The organism is Jannaschia formosa (assembly GCF_003340555.1).
Lineage (GTDB): Bacteria > Pseudomonadota > Alphaproteobacteria > Rhodobacterales > Rhodobacteraceae > Jannaschia > Jannaschia formosa.
Genome location: NZ_QPLJ01000004.1, coordinates 65691 through 88046, shown reverse-complemented (window position 1 = coordinate 88046; position 22356 = coordinate 65691). Strand labels below are relative to the sequence as shown.

Below are 22356 nucleotides of genomic sequence, written 5' to 3'. Positions count from 1 at the left end.
ACGGGGTGGGGATGAGGGGTACGTGCGCCTCGGCGCAAGTCGTCATGTTTCATCAGGTTCGGGTGGACGGCGCCGTCCCGTCCACCCGATGCCCGTTCCCGGCCGGCCAGATGCTGCGCTGGACCGGAACCGCGCTCCGGCTCGACGGGCCGCAAGCCCACCTGCTCACCAGATTGGAAGAGATTGACGCCGATTGGCGTGACCGCGTGCCCCATGCCGCCGCGCGGCTGGCCCGCACCCGCGGCGAGGCGCCCCGGTCCCGGCCAGGCCCCGCCGCGCCCGAGGCGAGCCTGCTGCTCGCCCATGGCGACGACCGCTACCACGGCCAGATCGTCCACGCCTCGGACGGAGAGCCGTTCCTGCTGTTCGAGGACGGCCTGCCGCCCGCGGATCGCGACCTGATGATCCTGCGCGCCTCCGCGCCCGTGCCGCGCCTCGCCGCGACCGGCACCGTCTGCTTCACCCCCGGCACCGTGATCCTGACCGAGGACGGCCCGCGCCCCGTCGAGGCGCTGCATCCCGGCGACCGCGTCCTGACCCGCGACGACGGCGCGCAGGAGATCCGGTGGATGGGCCTGCGCTGCCTGTCCCGCGCCACGCTCGCAGCGCGGCCCGACCTGCGCCCGATCCGCCTGCGCCGCGGCGCGCTGGGTCCCGGAGAGCCGCGGCCGGACCTGATCCTCTCGCCCGACCATCGCGTCATGCTGACCGGACCGAAGGCCCGCGCGCTCTGGGGCGAGGCGGAGGTGCTGGTCCGCGCCGGCGATCTCGTGGACGACGCCCGCGTCCTGCGCGACCACGGCGCGCGGGAGGTGACCTATATCCACCTGCTCTTCGCCCGCCATCAGGTGATCTGGGCCAACCGCGTCGAGGTCGAGAGCTTCCATCCCGGCGACGCCGACCTCTCGCGCCTCAACCCGTCCGAGCGGGAGGAGCTGCTGGAGATCGCGCCCGGCGCCGACACCGACCCCTCGGCCTACGGCCCCCATGCCCGCCGCTGCCTGACTGCGGCGGAACTGGCGCTGCTGCGCCATGACGGCGCGCCCGCCTACCTGTCCTGACCCCTGTTGACACCGGTCCCGGAGGGCCGTATCGGCGCGGCTCCAATTGGTGTTGGTGGCCCCCGCGAGGGGATGCCTGTCGGCCGACCGGAGGGTCCGGGACGCGAAGGACAACGCCCTCTTACATGAGGAGATCAGACGGTGACCAAACGCACCTCTGCCAAGTACAAGCTCGACCGCCGCATGGGCGAGAACATCTGGGGCCGCGCCAAGTCCCCGGTCAACCGCCGCGAATACGGCCCCGGCCAGCACGGCCAGCGCCGCAAGGGCAAGATGTCCGACTTCGGCTTGCAGCTGCGCGCCAAGCAGAAGCTGAAGGGCTATTACGGCGACCTGACCGAGAAGCAGTTCAAGCGCATCTTCGCCGAGGCCCAGCGGGTCCGCGGCGACACCGGCGAGAACCTGATCGGCCTGCTGGAGCGGCGGCTGGACGCGGTGGTCTACCGCGCGAAGTTCGTCCCGACCATCTGGGCCGCCCGGCAGTTCGTCAATCACGGCCACGTCACGGTGAACGGCCAGCGGGTGAACATCCCCTCCTACCGCGTGAAGGAAGGCGACGTGATCGCCGTCCGCGACAGCTCCAAGCAGCTCGCCTCGGTGCTGGAAGCCACCCAGATGGCCGAGCGCGACGTGCCCGACTACATCGAGGCCGACCACTCCAAGATGACCGCGACCTTCGTGCGCGCCCCGGGTCTCGGCGACGTGCCCTACCCGGTCATGATGGAGCCGAACCTCGTCATCGAATACTACGCGCAGAACTGATCGCAGGCTGCGCGCCGCGGGATCGGGCCGTCCTTCGGGGCGGCCCTTTTTCGTGCGCGATCACGTCGGCGGCGGCGTCAGCATGAACCCTCCGCACCAGTCCGAAAGCGCAGCGAGGAAGACCGCATCCGGGGCCTCCTCGTGCGGCGCGTCGAATCCCGGCAGGTCCGACAACATCGCCCGAAGGGTCGCCCCCTCCCCTTCCGCCAGCCGGCGCCTCGCCATCTCGTACAGCATGTCGGGCATCCCCACGATGTCGTGCCCGTGACTGAAATACGCGGCGAAGGGCGACGAGCGGAGCGACTCGATCAGATCCGAGACGTCGGCTGGCTCGACCTCCACGCCCAGCCGCACCAGACGCGCCATGGACCGGCCCTTGACCACCGTCTGCGTCGTCGACAGCAGGAAGCTCACCGACAGGGTCAGCACGACCATCCCCATGATGCCGACCACGACACCCGTTGCGCTCCACATCGTGCTCGCCGGTGCCGTCGTCGCGCCGCCCAGGGTCGACAGCAGATGGCCGACATGGGACCAGTGGTCCCAGAAAACCGGCGCCTGGCCCTCGGGCGGCCCCTGAAGCCGGATCGAGGGCGACCCGGACAGGTAGACCAGCGTCCAGCCGAACGAGAAGCCGACGACCCAGAAGGTTCCGACCCCGGTCATCACCACCGTCCCGGCCACCGCCTGGATCGTGCCGCCCATGCGCGTGCCCTCCGCGCGCCGGTAGAGCCAGCGCATCCCGGCCGCGATGCGGGCGGCCAGCCTTCCCGCCAGAACCGGGCGCGTGACCGCGCCGATCGTCGTCAGCAGGAAGTCCACGAAGAGGATGGCGAGCATCGCCAGCCCGAGAACGAGCGAAACGAGAGAGAGCATGCCTCAACCTAGGCCATGTCCCCGACGGGCGATACGCCACCCGGACGGTTTCCATCGCCGATGCCCGGCCTTATAGCGTCGGCGACTTGAAGCCGGAGGCCCCCATGTCGGACCAGATCCACGCCCGTATCGACGGCGCCGTCGTCATGATCGGCTTCGGCTCCATCGGGCGGGGCACCCTGCCCCTGCTGGAGCGGCATTTCGACTTCGACCGCTCGAAGTTCCTGGTGATCGAGCCCGCCGACGCCGCCTGCGCCGAGCTCCGCGCCCGCGGCATCGCCCACCGGCAGGTGGCGCTCACGCGCGAGAACTATCGCGAGGTGCTGGGCGAGGTGCTCACCCCCGGCGCGGGCTTCTGCGTGAACCTCTCGGTCGACACCTCCAGCCTGGACCTGATGAAGTTCTGCCGTGAGCTGGGCGTCCCCTATATCGACACCGTGGTCGAGCCCTGGGCCGGCTACTACTTCGAGACCGAGGACAACGCCGCCCGCACCAACTACGCCCTGCGCCAGAAGGTGCGCGACGAGAAGGCCGCCAATCCGGGCGGCACCACCGCCGTGTCCTGCTGCGGCGCCAATCCGGGGATGGTGTCCTGGTTCGTGAAGGCCGCGCTGCTGCGGCTGGCCCGGGATATCGGCGCCGAAGGCGCGACGCCGGACAGCCGCGAAGGATGGGCCCGCCTGATGCAGGGCCTGGGCGTCAAGGGCATCCACATCGCCGAGCGTGACACCCAGGCCCGCGCCGTCCCGCGCCCGCGAAACGTCTTCGTCAACACCTGGTCGGTCGAGGGCTTCATCGCCGAAGGCTTCCAGCCCGCCGAGCTGGGATGGGGCACCCACGAGACCTGGTTCCCCGAGAACGGCCGCCGCCACGGCACCGGCTGCCAGTCGGCGATCTGGCTGAACCGCCCCGGCGCGATAACCCGCGTCCATACTTGGTGCCCGACGCCCGGGCCGCAATTCGGGTTCCTCGTCACCCATAACGAGGCGATCTCCATCTCGGACTACTACACCGTCGGCAGCGGCTCCTGGCCGGAATACCGCCCGACCTGCCACTACGCCTATCACCCGAGCGACGACGCCGTGCTTTCCCTTCACGAGATGTTCGGCTCGGGCCGCCAGCAGGCGGAGCATCACATCATGCACGAGGACGAGATCGTCGAGGGCATCGACGAGCTGGGCGTCCTGCTCTTCGGGCACGCGAGGAACGCGCTCTGGTACGGCTCCCGCCTGTCGAACGAGGAGACGAAGCGCCTCGCCCCCGACCAGAACGCGACCGGCCTGCAGGTGTCGAGCGCGGTGCTGGCGGGCATGGTCTGGGCGCTCGAGAACCCGGGCACGGGCATCGTCGAGACCGACGAGATGGACCACGCCCGCTGCCTCGAGATCCAGAGGCCGTATCTCGGCCCGGTCGAGGCGCATTACACCGACTGGACGCCCCTTCAGGATCGCTGGCAGCACTTCCCGGAGGACATCGACGAGCGCGATCCCTGGCTGTTCCGGAACGTCCTGGCGAGCTGAGATCCGGATGCTGGCGCCGCTGTTCGACAGGCTCGAGGAGCGTGGCTACGACCGCATCCGGTCCCGTGACGCGCTCCGGCGCGCGTCGCAGACCGCGATCAGCGGCGTCCTCGCCTGGCTGGCCATCGGCGCGCTGCCGCTGACCGGCACCTTCGTCGCCGTCCTCGCGGCGGTGCTCATCGTCCAGCCTTCGGCGGACGGGACCTTCCGGTCGGCTGTCAGCCGGATTTCGGCGACGGTGCTGGGCTGCGCCGTCGGCAGCGCCTGTCTGCTGCTGCTTCCCGACGGCTGGAACGCGGTGGTCGGGCTTGCCATCGCGCTGGCGCTGCTGAACGCCATCGCCACCTTCCGCCCCGACTGGACCTACGGGGTCGTCGCCGCCGTGGCGCTGGCCACGACCGAGGGACAGGAGGTCTGGGTCGCCGCCCTCGACCGGACCGCCTCCATCGCGCTGGGCGCCGCCATCGGCATCGCGGTGTCGGCGGTGCTGTGGCGCGACCGGGCCGGCCGCAGGTTCGACCGCCACATGGCGGCGGTCCTCGTCGCGTTGAGCCAGGCAGCCAGCCAGACCGCCGGCAAGTCCGGAAGCGACGAGCCCGAGGTCGGGATCGACGCCATCCCCACGGTCCGGCGGCGCATGGGGCTCGCGCAGGAGGCGCTCGACGTGCTCGCCGCGGACGAGCGCGAGACCCGCCGCCGCCGGCTCGACGCGGCGCGCGACCTGCTGGGCGCGATCGAGTTCCTCAACCGCGTCACCGCGAGCGAGGAGAGGCTGACCGACGAGCCGGCCCTGCGCGAGGCCATCGGCCGGTTCCGGGACGCCGTGGCGGACATCGCCCGCGACCCGGCGCAGGAGATCGGGATCGACGGCGATCTGCATGACGGTCCCGTCACCCGCGCCCAGAGGCAGGTCACCCGCTGCGCCGAAAGCGGCAAGACCGGCCACCGGCGCCGCGCGACCGTCCTCGCCTTCGCGATGGACGAGATCGACCGCGCGCTGATCGAGCTGCACCGCGCCTGCGCCGACTGATCCGGGCCGCCGCGAACCCGGCGCGCGCCATCTGTGCGCAAACCCGCAATGGACAGGCGGTCGCGGCGGGCCTAAAGCCTTCTGATGCGCCTGTTTCCCCTCTCCCACGCCCGTGACCTGCCGTTCTGGCGCAGGCCCGAGGCGCTGCTGATGCTGATGGCCTTCGCCATGCCGGTCAGCTTCGCGACCTGGTCGGCGCTTCTGGACAACTACACGGTCCGCGTCATCGGGTTCGAGGGATCCGACACGGGGCTTCTGCATTCGGTGCGCGAGATCCCGGGCTTCCTGGCGGTCGGCGTGATCGCCGTCATCATCTTCGTCCGCGAGCAGGTGCTGGCGCTGACCTCGCTGATCCTGCTGGGCCTCGCCACCGCGCTGACGGCACAGTTTCCCAGCATGGGCGGGCTGCTGACGATCACCCTGCTCAGCTCCATCGGCTATCATTACTACGAGACCGTGAACCAGAGCCTCCAGCTCCAGTGGCTCCCGAAGGACCGGGCGCCGAAGATGCTGGGCGTGCTGCTCTCGATCGGGGCGGGGGGCACGCTTCTGGCCTATGGCGCCATCGTCCTGACCTGGCGCGCCTTCGACCTGAGCTACGACCTCGTCTACTGGGTCGCGGGCGGCTTCACCGCCGTCATCGCCGCGCTGGCCCTGATCCTCTATCCCCAGTTCGAAAGCCCGCATCCCCAGACCAAGGAGTTCGTGCTGCGGCGCCGCTACTGGCTCTACTATGCGATGCAGTTCATGTCGGGCGCCCGGCGCCAGATCTTCATCGTCTTCGCGTATTTCATGATGGTGCAGCGCTTCGACCTCGACCCCGCCGAGATGACGCTGCTGCTGATGGTCACGATGCTGGTCAACATGCTGACCGCGCCGCTGGTCGGCCGGGCGGTCGCCTATTTCGGCGAGCGGCGGGCGCTGATGGTCGAGTATGGCGGGCTGTTCGTCGTCTTCGTGCTCTACGCCGCGCTCTACGTCTACGACTGGGGGGTGGAAGTCGCCTGCGCGCTCTTCGTGGCCAACAATGTGTTCTTCAGCCTCGCGCTGGCGATCAAGACCTACTTCCAGAAGATCGCCTCGCCCGGCGACATCGCCCCCACCGCCGCCGTGGCCTTCACGATCAACCACATCGCCGCCGTCTTCCTGCCGGTGACGCTGGGCCTTCTGTGGGACGTCGCGCCCACGGCGGTGTTCGCCGCCGCGGCGGCGATGGCGCTCGCCTCGTTCGGGCTGTCGACGCTGGTGCCGCGCCATCCGTCCGAAGGCCACGAGACGACGCTGGCCCCGCGACTGGCAGCGGCGGAGTAGCGGCCCCATATACCGGGCAACACCGCAAGTCCGCGCGCCCCTCGGGGCGCCTTCCAGGAGGTCATTCGATGTTCAACCTGCTCCGCCCCAAGGCCGAGAAGCGCGCCCCCGAGGATACCCTTCCCGGCCGCGACACCCCCATCCCCACGGCCGAGACGCATCACGTCTTCGGAACGCCGCTGTCCAACGACGTGCCCGAGGGCATGGAAGAGGCGATGTTCGGCATGGGCTGCTTCTGGGGGGTCGAGCGGATGTTCTGGAAACTGCCCGGCGTCCACATGACCCTCGTCGGCTATGCCGGCGGCGAGACCCCGAACCCGACCTACCGGGAGGTCTGCTCGGGCCAGACCAATCACAACGAGGTCGTCCGCGTGATCTACGACCCGAAGATCGTGAGCTACGAGGACCTGCTCCGCGTCTTCTGGGAAGGACACGACCCGACCCAGGGCATGCGCCAGGGCAACGACACCGGGACGCAGTACCGGTCGGGCATCTACACCTATTCCGACGCCCAGCGGCAGGCCGCCGAGGCCACGCGCGACGCGATGGCGCCCCGGCTGCGCCAGGCGGGCTATGGCGCGATCACGACCGAAATCGTTCCGGCCCCGGCCTTCCATCACGCCGAGGACTACCACCAGCAGTACCTGTCCAAGAACCCGGGCGGCTATTGCGGCATCGGCGGCACCGGCGTCACCTGCCCCGTCGGCACCGGCGTCTGAGCGGCGGGCGGCCCGGCGGCGTCCCGCCACCCGCCCGGCCGCGCGATTCGAGGCCGGCCCGGCGGCGCGCCGTTGGTACGGGCGCGCGGCCCTGCGACGCGCCGATATGCCCGCCGCCACCCCCTTGGGGTCATGGCAGAAGGGCAACGACAAGATTTGGTCAAGCAAATGCCCCCGCAATGGTCTAGCAATTTCCCTAAGGGCACGTTAACGATTTTGGAAAGCCGGTCGTGAGCGCGGTCGGACCAGTGCTTGAAGCGTTTAAGATAGAGGTCGCCATGTCTGTGAAACTCCTGCTCGCTGCCGGCGCCGCCGCAATCGCCTTGGCCGGCAGCGCGTCTGCAGCCACGGTGAAGCTGACGGAGACCGGTCGCGATCAGGTTGCCGGCACGATCGTCCTTTCGGACCCTGGCGCGCAATACAACCTCGGCACGGTGACGGCGACCGAATCGGCCGCGGCCTATGGGCGCGTCTTCGCCAGTCAGGACAGCTACAATTTCCAGACCACCGAGGCGAACACCGAGGTGAACTTCGTGTTCGGCGGCCTCGCGCTGCAGGGCGGCGGAACGACCGCTGAGTCCGGCCTTCTCAGGACGGATCCGCTGGCCGCCCCGAAGTCGGTTCTCTTCACCCTGCTGAACGAGACCGCGCCGACGATCTTCAACATCGTCGGGTCCATCGCCTTCGACACGCCCCGGACCAGCGGAAACCCGACGATCTTCGGGGGCTTCGGACCCGGCAACTACCAGCTGCTCGTGAGCGGTCAGGGTGTTTCCGGCGGCGTGCTCTACGACCTGGAATTCTCCGCCGCTCCGATCCCGTTGCCGGCCTCTGTCCTGCTGCTTCTGGGCGCGATCGGCGGCCTCGGCGTCGCGTCGCGCCGCAAGAAGGCCTGAGAGACAGACATCCCTCGCAAGTTTAAGAACGCGGCTGGTTAAAACCGGCCGCGTTTTTCGTTTCGCGACCGGATGCTGGCGGCCGTTACAATTCGATAGGTTTCGGAAACACCCAGGCAGGAATCGTCCCGCATTTGTCCCGCATGCCGGGGGTCCTCTCCCGGCGCGCTTTGGGGGGAGCCGAGAATGACGAAGACCGACCTGCGGACGATTCCGGATTTCCTGGACCGCAACGCCACCGTCTTTGCCAAGGCGCCCGCCTATCGCGAGAAGGAGTTCGGCATCTGGCAGGAATGGACCTGGTCGGACGCCAAGGCCGAGATCGAGGAGATGGCGCTGGGCCTCATCGCGCTCGGCATCGAGATCGGCGAGCATGTCGCCGTCATCGGCCGCAACCGCCCGCAGCTCTATATGGCGATGGTCTCGGCCCAATGCGCCGGGGCCATTCCCGTCCCGCTCTATTCCGATGCCGTCGGCGAAGAGATCGCCTATGTTCTCGGCCACTGCTCCGCCAAGTTCGTCATCGCCGCCGATCAGGAGCAGGTCGACAAGGTCATCGAGGTCCGCGAGCGGATCGAGGGCCTGCGCCACGTCGTCTATCTCGATGGGCGCGGCCTCCGGAAATACGACCATTCCGCCATGTCCTCGATGGCGCAGCTGCGCGAGGCGGGCCGCGGGGCCGACCGGGCGGAGCTGGACCGCCGCCGCGCGCAGCAGACCGGCGCCACGACCTGCGTCATGCTCTACACCTCGGGGACAACCGGCAAGCCGAAGGGCGTGGTGCTGAGCCACGACAATATCGTCGCGACCTCGAAGGCCTCCGCCGAGTTCGACAACTTGCGCCAGACGGACGAGGTGCTGGCCTACCTTCCGATGGCCTGGGTCGGCGATTTCATCTTCTCGATCGGCCAGGCGATGGTGACGGGCTTCTGCGTCAACTGCCCCGAGTCCGAAACAACGATCATGCAGGACCTGCGCGAGATCGGGCCGACCTACTACTTCGCCCCGCCCCGCGTGTTCGAGACGCAGCTGACCAACGTCATGATCCGGATGGAGGACGCGAGCCCGCTGAAGAAGAAGATGTTCGACCGCGCGATGGCCCATGCCAAGACGGTCGGGCCGCGCATCCTCGACGGCAAGTCGGTCTCGGCCGCCGACCGGGCGCTCTACCGCCTAAACGAGCTGCTCGTCTTCGGGCCGCTCAAGAACACCCTCGGCCTCTCCCGGGTCAGGGTGGGCTACACCGCCGGCGAGGCCATCGGGCCGGAGCTCTTCGACTTCTACCGCTCCATCGGGATCAACCTGAAGCAGCTCTACGGCCAGACCGAGGCCTCGGTCTTCATAACCCAGCAGAAGGACGACGAGGTCCGCGCCGACACGGTCGGCACCCCGACCCCGGGGGTCGAGCTTCGCATCGCCGACTCCGGCGAGGTCTTCTACCGCTCGCCGGGCACCTTCCAGGAATACTACCAGAACCCCGAGAGCACCGCCTCGACCAAGGACCCCGAGGGCTGGGTCGCGACTGGTGACGCGGGCTTCATCGAACCCGACACGGGCCACCTCCGGATCATCGACCGGGCCAAGGACGTCGGCAAGATGGCCGACGGCGCGCTGTTCGCGCCGAAGTTCGTCGAGAACAAGCTGAAGTTCTTCCCCGAGATCTACGAGGCCGTCGTCTTCGGCAACGGCCGCGACCGCTGCGTGGCCTTCCTCAACATCGACCTGACGGCCGTCGGCAACTGGGCTGAGCGCAACAACATCGCCTACAGCTCCTACCAGGAACTGGCCCAGCACCCCCGCGTGCTGCAGATCATGCGCGGTCACGTCGCCTCGGTGAACAAGTCCGTCGCGAAGGACGAGATGCTGGCCGGCTGCCAGATCCACCGCTTCCTCGTGCTCCACAAGCAGCTCGACGCGGACGACGACGAGATGACGCGCACCCAGAAGGTCAAGCGCCGCACGATCGAGGAGAAGTATTCCGACCTGATCGCCGCGTTGTACGACGGAAAGGACGAGGTCTACACCGAGACCGAGGTCACCTACGAAGATGGCCGCAAGGGCAAGATCCGGGCGACGCTGACGCTGGTGGATGCGGAGGTCGTGCCGGTGCCGACAAGGACGCCCGAACGCGTCGTGGAAGCCGCAGAGTAGCGGCGCCGTATCGTCGGCATGACCATGCCCACCACTCCGCATCGTCCAACGCAGGAAGATTGACAAACCTTGCCAACGCTCCCCACATATCCCCTCACGGAGGTGCGCCATGGCGACGATGAACGTGTCCCTGCCCGACGGGATGAAGGCCTGGGTCGAGGATCAGGTCCGTTCGGAGCGCTACGGCAACGCCTCCGACTACGTCCGCGACCTGATCCGAAAGGACCAGGACCGGCAGAGGGCAATCGCGGAGCTTCAGGCCGAGATCGACAAGGGCCGGGCCAGCGGGCCAGCGGCGGCGTTCGACATGCAGGCCTTCCTGAGGGCGAAGCGCGCGCAGCATGGCGGCTGACGCGCCAGCCTGGCGCTTGTCGCCTGGCGCCGCGCAAGACCTCGACGAGATCTAGGACTACACCGCGGCGCAATGGTCCATCGATCAGGCCGAGTCATATCTTTCCGGCATGGCATCGACTTTCGCCCTCCTGGCGGACCATCCCGAGATCGCTCGCCTTCGGCACGAAGTCGATCCGCCGATCCGCGTCCATCGGTACCGCTCCCATCTCGTCTTCTTCGACGCGACACCGGAAGGAGTGGAGATCGTCCGCGTCCTTCATGGCCGCGTCGATTGGCGCGCTGTTCTGGACTAGTGCCGCCGCCGCCGACCTCACCTCCGAATGGCGCGACCTGCAGGCGCGGTGCGGGGCGGCCGTCGCGCGGGGGGCGGCGCTCGACCTGTCGGGCCTGCGCGAACGGGCGCCCGATTTCGCCTACAACCGCGACGTCACCGACGGCACCCGCCGCTACCTCGCGCCGGGCGCCGCGACCGTGGGGGGCCGCCTCGTCCCGCGCAACTTCGAGGCGCCGGACGGCGCGCTCCGCCTGCGGCTGATCGAGTATCGCACCCGCCCCGGCACCCGTGCCATCTGCGAGATCGTCCCCCGCCGCGCCCTGACAGGCGACGAAGCCCGGACGCTGCTGGACGCCTATCGCGACATGATGCGCGCCGCCCTCGCCCAGGGCGACTGGCAGCGCGCGGATCTGCGCTCCGACGCGACCGTCATCCGCGAGGGCATGACCGCCACCGAGCCCAACGCCCGCGCCTGCCCCGTCATCGCCAGCGTGACGGTCCGGCCCGCCGAGGGGGACTTCCGTTCCTCGGTCAGCGAGATGGCCGGCGCGCCGGAGTGCGGCGGCGCGTCCCTCCTGGACCGCCCCGCGCCGCGAAGACCGGGCGAAGACACGTGAGAAGGATCGATCATGCTCGACGCTGAAAGATACGTCACCGCCGACGGCCGCACGATCGGCGGCACCGTCCTCGACCTGCGCAACATCACGCTGCGCTTCGGCGGGGTGGAGGCGATCAAGGACATTTCCTTCGACATCCGCGAGGGCGAGATCCGCGCGATCATCGGCCCGAACGGCGCCGGCAAGTCCTCGATGCTGAACGTCATCTCGGGCTTCTACGTCCCGCAGGAGGGGGAGGTCTGGTTCCGCGGCGCGCCCCGCCCGCCGATGAAGCCCTACCAGGTCGCCCGCCAGGGCATCGCCCGCACCTTCCAGAACATCGCGCTCTTCGAGGGGATGTCGGTGCTCGACAACGTGATGACCGGGCGGCTGGGCTACATGTCCTCGAACCTCTTCACACAGTCGCTCTGGTGGACCGGCGCCGCGAAGGAGGAAGAAGAGAACCGCGCCGCCGCCGAGCGGGTCATCGACTTCCTCGAGATCCAGGCCATCCGCAAGACGCCCGTCGGCCGCCTGCCCTACGGCCTGAAGAAGCGTGTGGAGCTGGCCCGGGCGCTCGCCGCCGAGCCGAAGCTGCTGCTGCTCGACGAGCCGATGGCCGGCATGAACGTTGAGGAGAAGGAGGACATGTCCCGCTTCATCCTCGACGTGAACGACGAGTTCGGGACCACCATCGCGCTGATCGAGCACGACATGGGCGTCGTCATGGACCTGTCGGACCGGGTCGTGGTCATGGATTACGGCCGCAAGATCGGCGACGGCACCCCCGACGAGGTGCGCAACAACCAGGATGTGATCGACGCCTATCTCGGGGTGGCGCATGACTGAGCCAGTCGCCGCGCCCGGCTTCGAGGGCGGGAGCGAGGGGCCAGCCCCTCGCGCTCCCCGGAGTATTTGCGGCCACAGGAAGGGGCGGAACATCGACTTCGCCGCGCCGTTGGTCCTTCCAGACGGAAGGAGACCTGCACATGTCCGATCACGAGACCTGGTTGAAGAAGACGCTGGCCGACATCCTGGGCGAGGACCGGGGGTTGCCCGACTACACGATCCAGCGGCTGAGGGGCTTTCGCCCGGACGACCTGGAGGAGTTGCGGATCAACGAGCGGCAGGCGGTGTTCGACGCCTTCAAGCGCGTGGCGCACCAGTCGCGCGACACCCGCGCCGCCGAGATGGGCGAGGACGGCCAGTCGCGCCCGCCGCTGGTAGATGGCGACATCGACTGGGGGCTCCGGGCGGCCAAGTCCGCGCTGGAGGCGATCCCCGCCGGCAAGCGCTCGGAGAAGGCGAACGAATTGCTGATGGCCTGCACCTGCCCCGCCGCGACCGGCCCCAATCCGGGGATCGACGGCGGCTCGGCGGCCTATCGCGACCCGCAGCCCGCGCTGGAGCGGCCGGACCCCGGCTCGCCGGAGAAGCCGCTGCCCTACTGACATTCCGCGGCCTCGCCGCGACGGAGAGACATGGCCCGCGCCCGGCACCCGCCGGGTCGCGGGCCTTCGCGTTCAAGGAGGCCCGACATGCCTGACACCCTTCTCTACGGAATGGAGGTCGCGCTGAACGGCCTCATGGCCGGCGTGATGTATTCGCTCGTGGCCCTCGGCTTCGTGCTGATCTTCAAGGCCTCCGGCATCTTCAACTATGCGCAGGGGGTCATGGCGCTCTTCGCGGCGATGACGCTGGTGGGAATCCAGAACGGGCAGGTGCCCTTCGCCCACCTGATCAACGCGACCTTCGGGACGAACATCCATCATTTCGGCTGGACCGTCCCGGCTCTGCTGGCGATCCTGCTGACGGTCGTCGTGATGATCGCCTTCGCCTGGGCGGTGAACCGCTTCGTCTTCCGCCACCTGGTGAACCAGGAGCCGATCATCCTGTTCATGGCCACCATCGGCCTTGCCTTCTTCCTCGAAGGCGTGGCCGACCTGATGTGGGGGGCGGACATCAAGACCCTCGACGTGGGCATCCCGCAGGGCATCAACGAGTGGATCGACGGGACCACCTTCGAGGTCTTCGGCTACGGCTTCTTCATCGACAATCTCGACATCACGGCGACGGTCATCGCGGCCCTTCTCGTGGCGGGCCTGGTCGCCTTCTCGCATTACACCAAGCAGGGCCGCGCGCTGCGCGCGGTGGCCGACGACCATCAGGCGGCGCTCAGCGTGGGCATCTCGCTCAACTTCATCTGGGTACTGGTCTGGTCCATCGCGGGCTTCGTGGCGCTGGTCGCGGGCATCATGTGGGGCGCGAAATCGGGCGTGCAGTTCTCGCTGTCGCTGATCGCGCTGAAGGCGCTGCCGGTTCTGATGCTGGGCGGCTTCACCTCGATCCCCGGCGCCATCGTCGGCGGGCTGATCATCGGCGTGGGCGAGAAGCTGTTCGAGTTCTGCTTCGGCACCGGCCAGTGCTTCGGCGGCGTCATCAACCTCGGCGGGGCGACCGAGAACTGGTTCGCCTATGTGCTGGCGCTGATCTTCCTGGTGTTCCGGCCACAGGGCCTGTTCGGGGAGAAGATCATTGAGAGGGTGTGATGCGCGACCCGAGGCAGGCCTTCGCCCGCTCGACGGGCAGCCGCGTCTGGCTGCGGCAGGCCGTGCAGGCGGCAATCGCCGCCGCGCTGTCGGCCTGGCTCTTCGCGCTGGGCGGGCCGGTCTGGCCGCTGCTGGCCTGCGTGACGCTGGCCATCGCGCTGGGGCGCGGGTGGCAGGCGTGGCGGCTGTGGCGGACATGAGGACGTGATGGCCGAGCCCATCCGCCTCACCTGCCATTGCGGCGCCACCGAGCTGTCGGTCGTGCTGGCCGACGGGCTGGCCACGGCGCGGCGCTGCGACTGCTCCTTCTGCCGCAGGCGCGGGGTGGCGCCGGTCACCGTGAAGGAGGGCGACCTGACCGTGGTGAAGGGCGACACGCTGACGCTCTACCAATGGGGGACGATGACGGCGGAGCACTGGTTCTGCTCGGTCTGCGGCATCTACACCCATCACCGCCGCCGGTCGAACCCGAGGGAGTTCGGGGTGAACATGGGCGCGCTCGACGGGGTGAACCCGCGCGACCGGGAGCCGATCGGCTGGGTCGACGGGGTCAACCATCCCTCGGACGCGGGGGCGGCGTGATGGGTCAGGCCTCGTTCATGAACAGGAAGACGAGCACCAGCGCGAGGGCCATCAGGCCCAGCGCGCCCAGCGCGACGGCCCCGGCTTCGGTCAGCGCGATCAGGGTCGTGGCGCCGATCAGGACGCCGGTGGCGACGATGATCGTGAAGAGCCCGCGCCCGAAGGACGCGAACAGGCCCCAGCCGCGCCGCCGCGACGAGGGGGTCATGACGGATTGGGGCCCGGGGCGCAGCACGCGGGCCTTCGCCGTGGCGAACTCCGCCTCGGTCAGCTCGCCCGCGTCGCGCAGCTCGAGCAGCTTCTGCAATTCGGTGGCGGGGGTGGCCATGCGGACCTCCTGTCAAGGCGCCACCAGCCTGGGAAAGAAACCTGCCGGTTTCATGGCAGGACGGGGGCGCAAGCCCGGAGGAGAAACCTGATGCTTTACCGCGAGGCCGGAGACTTCAAGACGTCCTACGGCGAGGACAACCAGACCTTCCCGATCAGGTTCGACCGGAGGGCCTACTGGGTGCTGCTGGTCGTGGCGGCCGTGGTCCTGCCCTTCCTGGTGACGGACTACTGGGCGAACGCCTTCCTGGTGCCGTTCCTGATCTACGCGATCGCCGCGCTCGGGCTGAACATCCTGACCGGCTATTGCGGGCAGGTCAGCCTCGGCACCGGCGGGTTCATGGCGGTGGGGGCCTATTCTTCCTACAAGCTGATGACCGCGTTCGCCTGGATGGACATGGTCACGGTGACGATCCTGTCGGGCGTCATCACCGCCATCGTCGGCGCGGCCTTCGGCCTGCCCAGCCTCCGGATCAAGGGCTTCTACCTCGCCGTCGCGACGCTGGCCGCGCAGTTCTTCCTCGTCTGGCTGTTCAACCGGGTCGGCTGGTTCTACAACTACTCCGCCTCGGGCCAGATCAACGCGCCCGAGCGGACGCTGTTCGGGCTCGAGATCACCGGCCCCAATACCGAGGCCTGGGCGCAGTACCTCTTCTGCCTGTTCTTCGTCGTCATCCTGGCCTGGGTCGCGCGCAACCTGACGCGCGGGACGGTCGGGCGGCAGTGGATGGCGATCCGCGACATGGACATCGCCGCCGAGATCATCGGGGTGAACCCGCTCCGGGCCAAGCTGACCGCCTTCGCGGTGTCGTCCTTCTTTGTCGGCGTCTCGGGCTCGCTGTTCTTCACGGTCTATCTCGGTGCGGTCGAGGTCGGCGAGGCCTTCGGCATCCAGAAGTCGTTCCTGGTGCTGTTCATGGTCATCATCGGCGGTCTGGGCTCGATCTTCGGCAGTTTCGCGGGTGCTGCGTTCCTCGTGCTGCTGCCGGTAGTGCTGAAGATCGTCGGGGTCGACCTGCTGGGCTGGCCCACGGACATCGTGGCGCATCTGAACCTCGTCGTCGTCGGCGGGCTGATCGTCTTCTTTCTCGTGGTGGAGCCGCATGGGCTGGCGCAGCTCTGGCGGCTGACGAAGGAGAAGCTGAGGTTGTGGCCGTTCCCGCACTAGGCGCGGCCATGGAAGGCGGTGGGCATCGTGATGCCCATCTCACGGGCCGGGCCAACCGGCGCATATCGGATCATCCAGGGAGGAAACACCGATGAAACTAGGCACCCTCACCGTCGCCGCCATCATGGCCGCGGCCCCCGCGATGGCGGACCTCGTCATTCCGGACCTCAGCTACCGGACGGGCCCCTACGCGGCCGGCGGCATCCCGTTCTCGGACGGCTACCAGGACTACTTCACCCTGCTCAACGAGCGTGACGGCGGCATCGGCGGCGAGCCGATCCGGCTGATCGAGTGCGAGACGGGCTACAACACCGAGAAGGGGGTGGAGTGCTACGAGGCGACCAAGGGCGAAGGCTCGCTGGTCTATCAGCCGCTGTCGACCGGGATCACCTACCAGCTGATCCCCAAGGCCGAGGCCGACGGCATCCCGCTGCACACGCTGGGCTACGGCCGCACCTCGGCGGTGAACGGCGCCGTCTTCAACAACGTCTTCAACTACCCGGCAAACTATTGGGACGCGGCCTCGGTGGCGGTCAACTACCTGCTCGAGCAGAACGACGGCTCGCTGGACGGCAAGAAGATCGCGCTGGTCTACCACAACTCCGCCTACGGCAAGGAGCCGATCCGCACGCTTCAGGTGCTGGGCGAGAAGCACGGCTTCGAGCTGACCGAGATCGCCGTCGACCATCCCGGCCAGGAGCAGAAGTCCCAGTGGCTCCAGATCCGGCGGGACCGTCCCGACTACGTGATCATGTGGGGCTGGGGCGTGATGAACCAGGTCGCCGTGCAGGAGGCCGCGAACATCCGCTATCCGATGGACCAGTTCATCGGCAACTGGTGGGCCGGGGCCGAGCATGACGTCATTCCCGCGGGCGCGGCGGCGGACGGCTACCTGTCGCTCAACATGAACACGATCAACCCGGACTACCCGATCTTCGGCGAGATCCGGGAGCATGTGGTGGATGCGGGCCTGGCGGCCGGCGACGGCTCCAACCTGGGCTCGGTGCTCTACCACCGCGGCATGTACGCCGCGATGCTGACCGCCGAGGCGATCCGCAAGGCGCAGGAGATCCACGGCGTCACCGACATCACGCCCGCGATGATGCGCGACGGCATGGAGGCGCTGGAGGTCACCGAGGCCACCATGGAAAGCTGGGGCGCGCCCCAGATCGGGCCGGTCTTCTCGGTGAGCTGCGAGAACCACGGTGGCTCGGGCGAGGGCATCGTGCAGCGGTGGAACGCCTCCGAGCAGCGGTTCGAGCCGCTGACGGGCTTCATCTCGCCGGACGCCGAAGTGATCGCGCCGCTCGTCGAGGAGGACTCGATGGCCTACGCCGCCGAGGCCGGCATCACGCCGGGCTGCGCCGAGCCGAGCTGAACCGAGACACCGGGGCGGTTCTCCGCCCCGGCCCCCCGGCCGGACCGCGCGCGGTCCGGCCTTCATGACGCTTCGAGGGAGGACGAGGATGCTGGACGCCGAGGCCGGAACGGCCCCCAAGACCGAGGGGGTGGAGGGCGAGCGCCTTCTTGAGGTCAACAATATCGAGGTGATCTACAACCACGTCATCCTCGTGCTGAAGGGCGTCAGCCTCTCGGTCCCGAAGGGCGGGATCACCGCGCTGCTGGGCGGCAACGGCGCGGGCAAGACGACGACGCTGAAGGCGATCTCGAACCTGCTGCGCTCCGAGAGGGGCGACGTCACCAAGGGCTCGATCACCTATCGCGGCGAGCGCATCCAGGACCTCAGCCCTGCCGACCTCGTCGCGCGCGGCGTCATCCAGGTCATGGAGGGACGCCATTGCTTCGAGCACCTCACCGTCGAAGAGAACCTGATGACCGGCGCCTATACCCGCAAGGACGGGTCGGCGGCGATCCGGAAGGATCTCGAGATGGTCTACGACTACTTCCCCCGCCTGCGCGAGCGGCGCGGCTCGCAGGCCGGCTATACCTCGGGCGGCGAGCAGCAGATGTGCGCCATCGGCCGCGCACTCATGTCCCGCCCCGAGACGATCCTTCTGGACGAGCCGTCGATGGGCCTCGCCCCGCAGCTCGTCGAGGAGATCTTCGGCATCGTGAAGTCGCTCAACGAGGACCAGGGCGTCAGCTTCCTTCTGGCCGAGCAGAACACCAACGTCGCCCTGCGCTTCGCCCATTACGGCTACATCCTCGAGTCGGGCCGCGTCGTCATGGACGGCCCCGCCAAGGAGCTGCGCGAGAACCCCGACGTGAAGGAATTCTACCTCGGCATGTCCGAGGAGGGCCGGAAATCCTTCCGCGACGTCCGCAGCTACCGCCGCCGCAAGCGGTGGCTGTCGTGAGCGGCGGCGGGTTCTGAGGTTCCCGATGAGGCGCCCCTGCTCCGATCCCGGCGTTCCCTCCACCCCGGGCGCCGCATCGCGGGTCGGCCCGCGATGCGCCTCCGGCCGGCCGGAGGCGTGCCCGGCATGACCCGGGTCGCCACCTGCCTCTGGTTCGCGGACAACAACGGCCACGAGGCCGCCGCCTTCTATTGCGGGCTGCTGCCGGACAGCCGGATCACGATGACGATGCCCGGCGAGACCGGCGCCCCGGTGGCCGTCGCCTTCGAACTGATGGGCACGCCCTACCAGGCGCTGAACGGCGGCGACCGCAACCGGCTGGGCGAGGAGACCTCGATCGTGGTGGCGACCGAGGACCAGGCCGAGACGGACCGGCTCTGGGCCGCGCTGGCGGATGGCGGGCAGGAGAAGGCCTGCGGCTGGCTGGTGGACCGCTTCGTCGTCCATTGGCAGATCGCGCCCAAGGGCTTGTGGGAGATGATGTGCGACCCCGACCGGGAGGCGGCGGGCCGCGCCTTCGCCGCGATGCTGGAGATGGTGAGGATCGACATCGCCACCGTGCGCGCCGCGTTCGAGGGGCGCGCATGACGCCCCGCGGGCCTCGCGCGCATCCGGCGGCCGATGCGACCGCCCGGGACCACGGCCGGGGCGCGGCTTGACGGGCGGCGCGCCGCATATCTCTGCCGGGACCGTCACCGCACTCTGCCGGCACCCGGGCGTCGACCTGATCGAGGGGCTGGACCGCACCCGGCGGAAGACGGCCGCGCCCACGACGACCCTCACCGCCTGCGTCGGAACCGCGACGCGCGCCGTGCTGCGCTTCGCCCACCGCGCGAACGCGGCCGGGCCGACGGGCACGCGCAAGCCCGAGGGTCGCCTCCCGCATGGGGCGGTCTCCGAGGCAACGGGCCGCGTCACCTCCGGCCCCCTCCTGCCCCGCCGTCCGGGGCGCAGCACGGCCGGCGTCGTGCTGGGTGCGCCCGAGGCTCCCGCCTCCGGGCGCAGGCCCTGCCCACTCCCGGCCGAGCCCGGGCCGACCGTCGCGCGGCAGGCACGGACGCGCCCGGGCAGATGAGGACCTTCCTCGCCCTTCCCGTCCCCGAGAGCTGGATCGCGCCGCTCGAACGGGCGCAGGAGAACCTGCGCGGCGGGCGCGCGGTCGACGCCGACGACCTGCACCTGACGCTTGCCTTCCTCGACGACCAGCCCGAGCCCGCGCTGGAGGCGCTGCACGAGGAGCTGGAGGCCCGCACGCTCTTCCCCGCCGAACTGACGCCCACCGCCTATGGCGTCATCGGCGGGTCGAAGGCGCGCGCCGTCGTGCTCGACATCCGGCCCACCCCGGCGCTGACCGCCCTGCGTGACACCGTGCGCCGCGCCGTCCGCGCCGCCTGCATCGACCTGCCGCGCGAACGCTTCCGCCCCCATGTAACGCTGGTCCGCCATCCCGCCTCCGCTCCCGCCGACGAGCGGCTGCCCGGGCGGCTCGCCCGGCTCGGCACGCCCGAGATGGCGCCGGACATGTCGGGGCCGGTGACGCTCTGGTCGTCGCGGCTCACGCCGCAGGGGCCGGTCTACGAGGTGCTCGCCACCTATCCGGGCAGGCCCGCATGACCCGGCGCGCCGCGTTGACCCCGCAGGCCCGCCCGGTGCAGGTATCCGCCATGGCCCAGACCTTCCGCTCCGTCCTCCTGCCCGCCGCCCGCCGCGTCGAGGCCCTGATCGAACGGGTCGGCCGCCGCCCCGGCGGCACGCCGGTGCTGGAGCCCTATATCGGCTACGCCACGCCCGAGGGACTGCTCCTGCGCGGCCGCGTCCTGTCGCATCTGCGCCGGGCCGAGCCCTCGGCGGCGCAGTCGCGCTGGACCAACCTCCGGCAGATGGCCTCGCTTTTCTTCACCGACGAGGTCGCGGGCGTGACCGTGCTGGGCGGCGAGTCGCGCGCGGTCTCGGATGCCGAAGGCTACGTGACCCTGACGGTGTCGCGCCATGCGTCGCCCGGCTGGACCGACGTGCCCGTCCGCATAGAGGGCCAGGACGGCCCGGCCACCCCCTTCCCGGTGCGGGTGCCGTCGCCCGAGGCCGACTACCTGATCATCTCCGACATCGACGACACGGTGATCGAGACCGGCGCCCACTCGCTGCTCCGCAACCTCTGGACGACCTTCACCGTCTCGGCGCTGACGCGGCAGGCGCACGAGGACGCGCGGCACCTGATGGCGGCGCTGGTCGACGAAGGCCGCAACCCCGTCTTCTACGTCTCGTCCAGCCCCTGGAACCTGCACGACTTCCTCGAGGCGCTGTTCACCCGCCACGACATCCCGCGGGGCCCGATGTTCCTGCGCGACCTTGGGCTGACCGAGGAGGGCGTCGGCAACAGCCACGGCACCCACAAGGGCGCCGCCATCGATGCGATCCTCGCCGCCAACCCGACGCTTTGCGCCTGGCTCATGGGCGACAGCGGCCAGAAGGACGCCATCGTCTACCGCGACGCCGTCCGCCGCCATCCCGGCCGCATCCTCGGCGTCGCGCTCCGCGAACCCGCGCCCGGCGCGGGCGCCGACGACGCCGCCGCCATGGCCGAGATCGAGGCGCTCGGCGTGCCATGCTTCCACGGCCCCTCCTTCGACGGGGCCCGATACCATTGGGGACAGGAATGAGCCACTACGACGAGCTGGAGACGCGCTCCGCCGACGAACGGGAGGCGGCGCAGCTGGCCGCCCTGAAGAAGCAACTGACGCAGGTCCCGGACGCCGAGGGCGTCCGCATCGACAGCCTCTCGGACCTCGCCCGCCTGCCGGTGCTGCGAAAGTCGAAGCTGGCCGAATGGCAGGCCGCGCAGCGCCCGTTCGGCGGCATCCGCGTCTCGAACGTCACCCACATGTTCCAGTCCCCCGGCCCGATCTACGAACCCGGCTCGGTCGCCTCGGGCGACTGGTGGCGCCTCGGCCGCTTCCTCCACGCGGCAGGGATCGGGACGACGGACGTGGTGCAGAACTGCTTCGGCTACCACCTCACCCCCGCGGGCCACATGTTCGAAAGCGGCGCGCGCGCCGTCGGCGCCGTCGTCATCCCGGCGGGGACCGGCCAGACCGACCTGCAGGTCCGCGCCGCCGCCGACCTGGGGGCCACCGCCTATGCAGGCACGCCGGACTACCTGAAGGTCATCCTCGACCGCGCCGACGCCATGGGCGAACGACTGGGCTTCACCCGCGCCGCCGTCGGCGGGGGCGCGCTGTTCCCGTCCCTCCGCCAGGAATACGCCGATCGCGGCATCCTCTGCCTGCAATGCTACGCCACCGCCGATCTGGGCAACATCGCCTACGAATCCGAGGCGCAGGAGGGCATGATCCTCGACGAGGGCGTCATCGTCGAGATCGTCCGCCCCGGCACCGGCGACCCCCTGCCCGCCGGAGAGGTGGGCGAGGTCGTCGTCACCGCGCTCAACCCGGACTACCCGCTGATCCGCTTCGCGACCGGCGACCTGTCCGCGATGATGGAGGGGCAATCACCCTGCGGCCGCACCAATGCCCGCATCAAGGGCTGGATGGGCCGCGCCGACCAGACCACCAAGATCAAGGGCATGTTCGTGCGCCCGGAGCAGGTCGCCGAACTCGTCGCCCGCCATCCCGAGATGCAGGCCGCCCGTGTCGTCGCCACCCGCGACGGCGAGATGGACGTCATGACCGTGCAGGTCCGCGCCGAGGGCGGGGACGAGGCCGCCTGGTCCGACAGCGTCGCGCAGGTCCTGAAGATGAAGGGCCGGGTCGAGCGGGTCGAGACGCTCCCCAACGACGGGCTCGTGATCGAGGACCGCCGCGACTACGGCTGACGGCGACCCCGCCCGCGGGCGGAGCCGTCG

26 protein-coding genes are annotated in these 22356 nt (G+C 69.5%); 24 read left to right on the top strand and 2 right to left on the bottom strand.

The genetic code is table 11. The features are described 5' to 3' along the window. Nucleotides 1-44 precede the first annotated feature (44 nt). Nucleotides 45-1061, top strand: a complete 1017-nt coding sequence (locus DR046_RS06195) for a Hint domain-containing protein (RefSeq protein WP_167766936.1) — start codon at nt 45-47, stop codon at nt 1059-1061. A gap of 141 nt (nt 1062-1202) precedes the next feature. Further along, entirely contained in the window at nt 1203-1823 is a 621-nt protein-coding gene (gene rpsD, locus DR046_RS06190) for a 30S ribosomal protein S4 (RefSeq protein ID WP_115381028.1), read from the top strand. 60 nt (nt 1824-1883) lie between these two features. Here rpsD and DR046_RS06185 read toward each other — a convergent pair whose 3' ends face one another. Then, a complete protein-coding gene (locus DR046_RS06185) occupies nt 1884-2699 on the bottom strand; it encodes a hypothetical protein (RefSeq protein ID WP_115381026.1) in 816 nt (271 codons plus the stop codon). 104 nt (nt 2700-2803) lie between these two features. Here DR046_RS06185 and DR046_RS06180 point away from each other — a divergent pair, with 104 nt between their 5' ends. The 14 genes from DR046_RS06180 (at nt 2804) to DR046_RS06115 (ending at nt 14681) form a co-directional block, all read left to right on the top strand. Continuing rightward, on the top strand, nt 2804-4219 hold the full coding sequence (locus DR046_RS06180) for a homospermidine synthase (RefSeq protein ID WP_115381024.1): 1416 nt from the start codon (nt 2804-2806) through the stop codon (nt 4217-4219). A gap of 7 nt (nt 4220-4226) precedes the next feature. Then, complete coding sequence (locus DR046_RS06175) at nt 4227-5249, top strand: FUSC family protein (protein WP_115381022.1); 1023 nt, start codon at nt 4227-4229, stop codon at nt 5247-5249. Nucleotides 5250-5333: 84 nt separating this feature from the next. Then, entirely contained in the window at nt 5334-6560 is a 1227-nt protein-coding gene (locus tag DR046_RS06170; RefSeq protein WP_115381020.1) for an MFS transporter, read from the top strand. Between the two features lie 68 nt (nt 6561-6628). Continuing rightward, on the top strand, nt 6629-7279 hold the full coding sequence (msrA, locus tag DR046_RS06165; RefSeq protein ID WP_115381018.1) for a peptide-methionine (S)-S-oxide reductase MsrA: 651 nt from the start codon (nt 6629-6631) through the stop codon (nt 7277-7279). A 230-nt stretch (nt 7280-7509) separates the two neighbouring features. Beyond that, complete coding sequence (locus DR046_RS06160) at nt 7510-8175, top strand: VPLPA-CTERM sorting domain-containing protein (RefSeq protein ID WP_135227263.1); 666 nt, start codon at nt 7510-7512, stop codon at nt 8173-8175. Nucleotides 8176-8361: 186 nt separating this feature from the next. Next, complete coding sequence (locus DR046_RS06155) at nt 8362-10326, top strand: AMP-binding protein (protein ID WP_115381014.1); 1965 nt, start codon at nt 8362-8364, stop codon at nt 10324-10326. 109 nt (nt 10327-10435) lie between these two features. Then, nucleotides 10436-10678 (top strand): type II toxin-antitoxin system ParD family antitoxin, encoded by a 243-nt coding sequence (locus DR046_RS06150; protein ID WP_115381012.1) that lies wholly within the window; start codon nt 10436-10438, stop codon nt 10676-10678. 109 nt (nt 10679-10787) lie between these two features. Further along, complete coding sequence (locus tag DR046_RS24805) at nt 10788-10973, top strand: type II toxin-antitoxin system RelE/ParE family toxin (protein ID WP_370815738.1); 186 nt, start codon at nt 10788-10790, stop codon at nt 10971-10973. Continuing rightward, nucleotides 10939-11571 carry a hypothetical protein gene (locus DR046_RS06140; RefSeq protein WP_115381008.1) on the top strand — a complete coding sequence of 211 codons (633 nt, stop codon included), beginning with the start codon at nt 10939-10941 and terminating at the stop codon, nt 11569-11571. Before DR046_RS24805 ends, DR046_RS06140 begins: the two co-directional genes overlap by 35 nt. 12 nt (nt 11572-11583) lie before the next feature. Next, a complete protein-coding gene (locus DR046_RS06135; RefSeq protein ID WP_115381006.1) occupies nt 11584-12399 on the top strand; it encodes an ABC transporter ATP-binding protein in 816 nt (271 codons plus the stop codon). A gap of 140 nt (nt 12400-12539) precedes the next feature. After that, a complete protein-coding gene (locus DR046_RS06130) occupies nt 12540-13001 on the top strand; it encodes a hypothetical protein (protein WP_115381004.1) in 462 nt (153 codons plus the stop codon). A gap of 87 nt (nt 13002-13088) precedes the next feature. Next, complete coding sequence (locus tag DR046_RS06125) at nt 13089-14099, top strand: branched-chain amino acid ABC transporter permease (protein ID WP_115381002.1); 1011 nt, start codon at nt 13089-13091, stop codon at nt 14097-14099. Next, entirely contained in the window at nt 14099-14299 is a 201-nt protein-coding gene (locus DR046_RS06120) for a hypothetical protein (RefSeq protein WP_115381000.1), read from the top strand. The genes DR046_RS06125 and DR046_RS06120 overlap by 1 nt, the downstream gene beginning before the upstream one ends. A 7-nt stretch (nt 14300-14306) precedes the next feature. After that, nucleotides 14307-14681 (top strand): GFA family protein, encoded by a 375-nt coding sequence (locus tag DR046_RS06115; protein WP_115380998.1) that lies wholly within the window; start codon nt 14307-14309, stop codon nt 14679-14681. Between the two features lie 4 nt (nt 14682-14685). Here DR046_RS06115 and DR046_RS06110 read toward each other — a convergent pair whose 3' ends face one another. After that, a complete protein-coding gene (locus tag DR046_RS06110; RefSeq protein ID WP_115380996.1) occupies nt 14686-15009 on the bottom strand; it encodes an SHOCT domain-containing protein in 324 nt (107 codons plus the stop codon). A 90-nt stretch (nt 15010-15099) separates the two neighbouring features. On the opposite strand from DR046_RS06110, the gene DR046_RS06105 reads away from it, so the two are divergent. The 8 genes from DR046_RS06105 to DR046_RS06075 all read left to right on the top strand — a co-directional run bounded on the left by DR046_RS06105 (nt 15100) and on the right by DR046_RS06075 (nt 22326). Further along, entirely contained in the window at nt 15100-16176 is a 1077-nt protein-coding gene (locus DR046_RS06105) for a branched-chain amino acid ABC transporter permease (protein ID WP_115380994.1), read from the top strand. A gap of 91 nt (nt 16177-16267) precedes the next feature. After that, the gene (locus DR046_RS06100) at nt 16268-17554 is read left to right on the top strand and encodes an ABC transporter substrate-binding protein (protein ID WP_115380992.1); all 1287 of its coding nucleotides are present in this window, start codon (nt 16268-16270) and stop codon (nt 17552-17554) included. 88 nt (nt 17555-17642) lie between these two features. Continuing rightward, on the top strand, nt 17643-18494 hold the full coding sequence (locus DR046_RS06095; protein ID WP_115380990.1) for an ABC transporter ATP-binding protein: 852 nt from the start codon (nt 17643-17645) through the stop codon (nt 18492-18494). Between the two features lie 126 nt (nt 18495-18620). After that, on the top strand, nt 18621-19082 hold the full coding sequence (locus tag DR046_RS06090; RefSeq protein WP_115380988.1) for a VOC family protein: 462 nt from the start codon (nt 18621-18623) through the stop codon (nt 19080-19082). Between the two features lie 67 nt (nt 19083-19149). Then, nucleotides 19150-19569, top strand: a complete 420-nt coding sequence (locus DR046_RS23565) for a hypothetical protein (RefSeq protein ID WP_167766934.1) — start codon at nt 19150-19152, stop codon at nt 19567-19569. Beyond that, nucleotides 19566-20108 (top strand): RNA 2',3'-cyclic phosphodiesterase, encoded by a 543-nt coding sequence (gene thpR / locus DR046_RS23560; RefSeq protein ID WP_167766932.1) that lies wholly within the window; start codon nt 19566-19568, stop codon nt 20106-20108. Before DR046_RS23565 ends, thpR begins: the two co-directional genes overlap by 4 nt. Nucleotides 20109-20158: 50 nt before the next feature. Further along, a complete protein-coding gene (locus tag DR046_RS06080; RefSeq protein WP_167766930.1) occupies nt 20159-21154 on the top strand; it encodes a phosphatase domain-containing protein in 996 nt (331 codons plus the stop codon). Further along, nucleotides 21151-22326, top strand: a complete 1176-nt coding sequence (locus DR046_RS06075) for a phenylacetate--CoA ligase family protein (protein ID WP_115380982.1) — start codon at nt 21151-21153, stop codon at nt 22324-22326. The genes DR046_RS06080 and DR046_RS06075 overlap by 4 nt, the downstream gene beginning before the upstream one ends. Nucleotides 22327-22356: the final 30 nt, after the last annotated feature.

What these genes read in the sequence shown, in the direction of transcription:
- DR046_RS06195 (WP_167766936.1), top strand. Translation starts at nt 45, where the DNA reads ATGTTTCATCAGGTTCGGGTGGACGGCGCCGTCCCGTCCACCCGATGC.
- DR046_RS06185 (WP_115381026.1), bottom strand. Translation starts at nt 2,699, where the DNA reads ATGCTCTCTCTCGTTTCGCTCGTTCTCGGGCTGGCGATGCTCGCCATC.
- DR046_RS06180 (WP_115381024.1), top strand. Translation starts at nt 2,804, where the DNA reads ATGTCGGACCAGATCCACGCCCGTATCGACGGCGCCGTCGTCATGATC.
- DR046_RS06175 (WP_115381022.1), top strand. Translation starts at nt 4,227, where the DNA reads ATGCTGGCGCCGCTGTTCGACAGGCTCGAGGAGCGTGGCTACGACCGC.
- DR046_RS06170 (WP_115381020.1), top strand. Translation starts at nt 5,334, where the DNA reads ATGCGCCTGTTTCCCCTCTCCCACGCCCGTGACCTGCCGTTCTGGCGC.
- msrA (WP_115381018.1), top strand. Translation starts at nt 6,629, where the DNA reads ATGTTCAACCTGCTCCGCCCCAAGGCCGAGAAGCGCGCCCCCGAGGAT.
- DR046_RS06155 (WP_115381014.1), top strand. Translation starts at nt 8,362, where the DNA reads ATGACGAAGACCGACCTGCGGACGATTCCGGATTTCCTGGACCGCAAC.
- DR046_RS06150 (WP_115381012.1), top strand. Translation starts at nt 10,436, where the DNA reads ATGGCGACGATGAACGTGTCCCTGCCCGACGGGATGAAGGCCTGGGTC.
- DR046_RS24805 (WP_370815738.1), top strand. Translation starts at nt 10,788, where the DNA reads ATGGCATCGACTTTCGCCCTCCTGGCGGACCATCCCGAGATCGCTCGC.
- DR046_RS06140 (WP_115381008.1), top strand. Translation starts at nt 10,939, where the DNA reads ATGGCCGCGTCGATTGGCGCGCTGTTCTGGACTAGTGCCGCCGCCGCC.
- DR046_RS06135 (WP_115381006.1), top strand. Translation starts at nt 11,584, where the DNA reads ATGCTCGACGCTGAAAGATACGTCACCGCCGACGGCCGCACGATCGGC.
- DR046_RS06130 (WP_115381004.1), top strand. Translation starts at nt 12,540, where the DNA reads ATGTCCGATCACGAGACCTGGTTGAAGAAGACGCTGGCCGACATCCTG.
- DR046_RS06125 (WP_115381002.1), top strand. Translation starts at nt 13,089, where the DNA reads ATGCCTGACACCCTTCTCTACGGAATGGAGGTCGCGCTGAACGGCCTC.
- DR046_RS06120 (WP_115381000.1), top strand. Translation starts at nt 14,099, where the DNA reads ATGCGCGACCCGAGGCAGGCCTTCGCCCGCTCGACGGGCAGCCGCGTC.
- DR046_RS06115 (WP_115380998.1), top strand. Translation starts at nt 14,307, where the DNA reads ATGGCCGAGCCCATCCGCCTCACCTGCCATTGCGGCGCCACCGAGCTG.
- DR046_RS06110 (WP_115380996.1), bottom strand. Translation starts at nt 15,009, where the DNA reads ATGGCCACCCCCGCCACCGAATTGCAGAAGCTGCTCGAGCTGCGCGAC.
- DR046_RS06105 (WP_115380994.1), top strand. Translation starts at nt 15,100, where the DNA reads ATGCTTTACCGCGAGGCCGGAGACTTCAAGACGTCCTACGGCGAGGAC.
- DR046_RS06100 (WP_115380992.1), top strand. Translation starts at nt 16,268, where the DNA reads ATGAAACTAGGCACCCTCACCGTCGCCGCCATCATGGCCGCGGCCCCC.
- DR046_RS06095 (WP_115380990.1), top strand. Translation starts at nt 17,643, where the DNA reads ATGCTGGACGCCGAGGCCGGAACGGCCCCCAAGACCGAGGGGGTGGAG.
- DR046_RS06090 (WP_115380988.1), top strand. Translation starts at nt 18,621, where the DNA reads ATGACCCGGGTCGCCACCTGCCTCTGGTTCGCGGACAACAACGGCCAC.
- thpR (WP_167766932.1), top strand. Translation starts at nt 19,566, where the DNA reads ATGAGGACCTTCCTCGCCCTTCCCGTCCCCGAGAGCTGGATCGCGCCG.
- DR046_RS06080 (WP_167766930.1), top strand. Translation starts at nt 20,159, where the DNA reads ATGGCCCAGACCTTCCGCTCCGTCCTCCTGCCCGCCGCCCGCCGCGTC.
- DR046_RS06075 (WP_115380982.1), top strand. Translation starts at nt 21,151, where the DNA reads ATGAGCCACTACGACGAGCTGGAGACGCGCTCCGCCGACGAACGGGAG.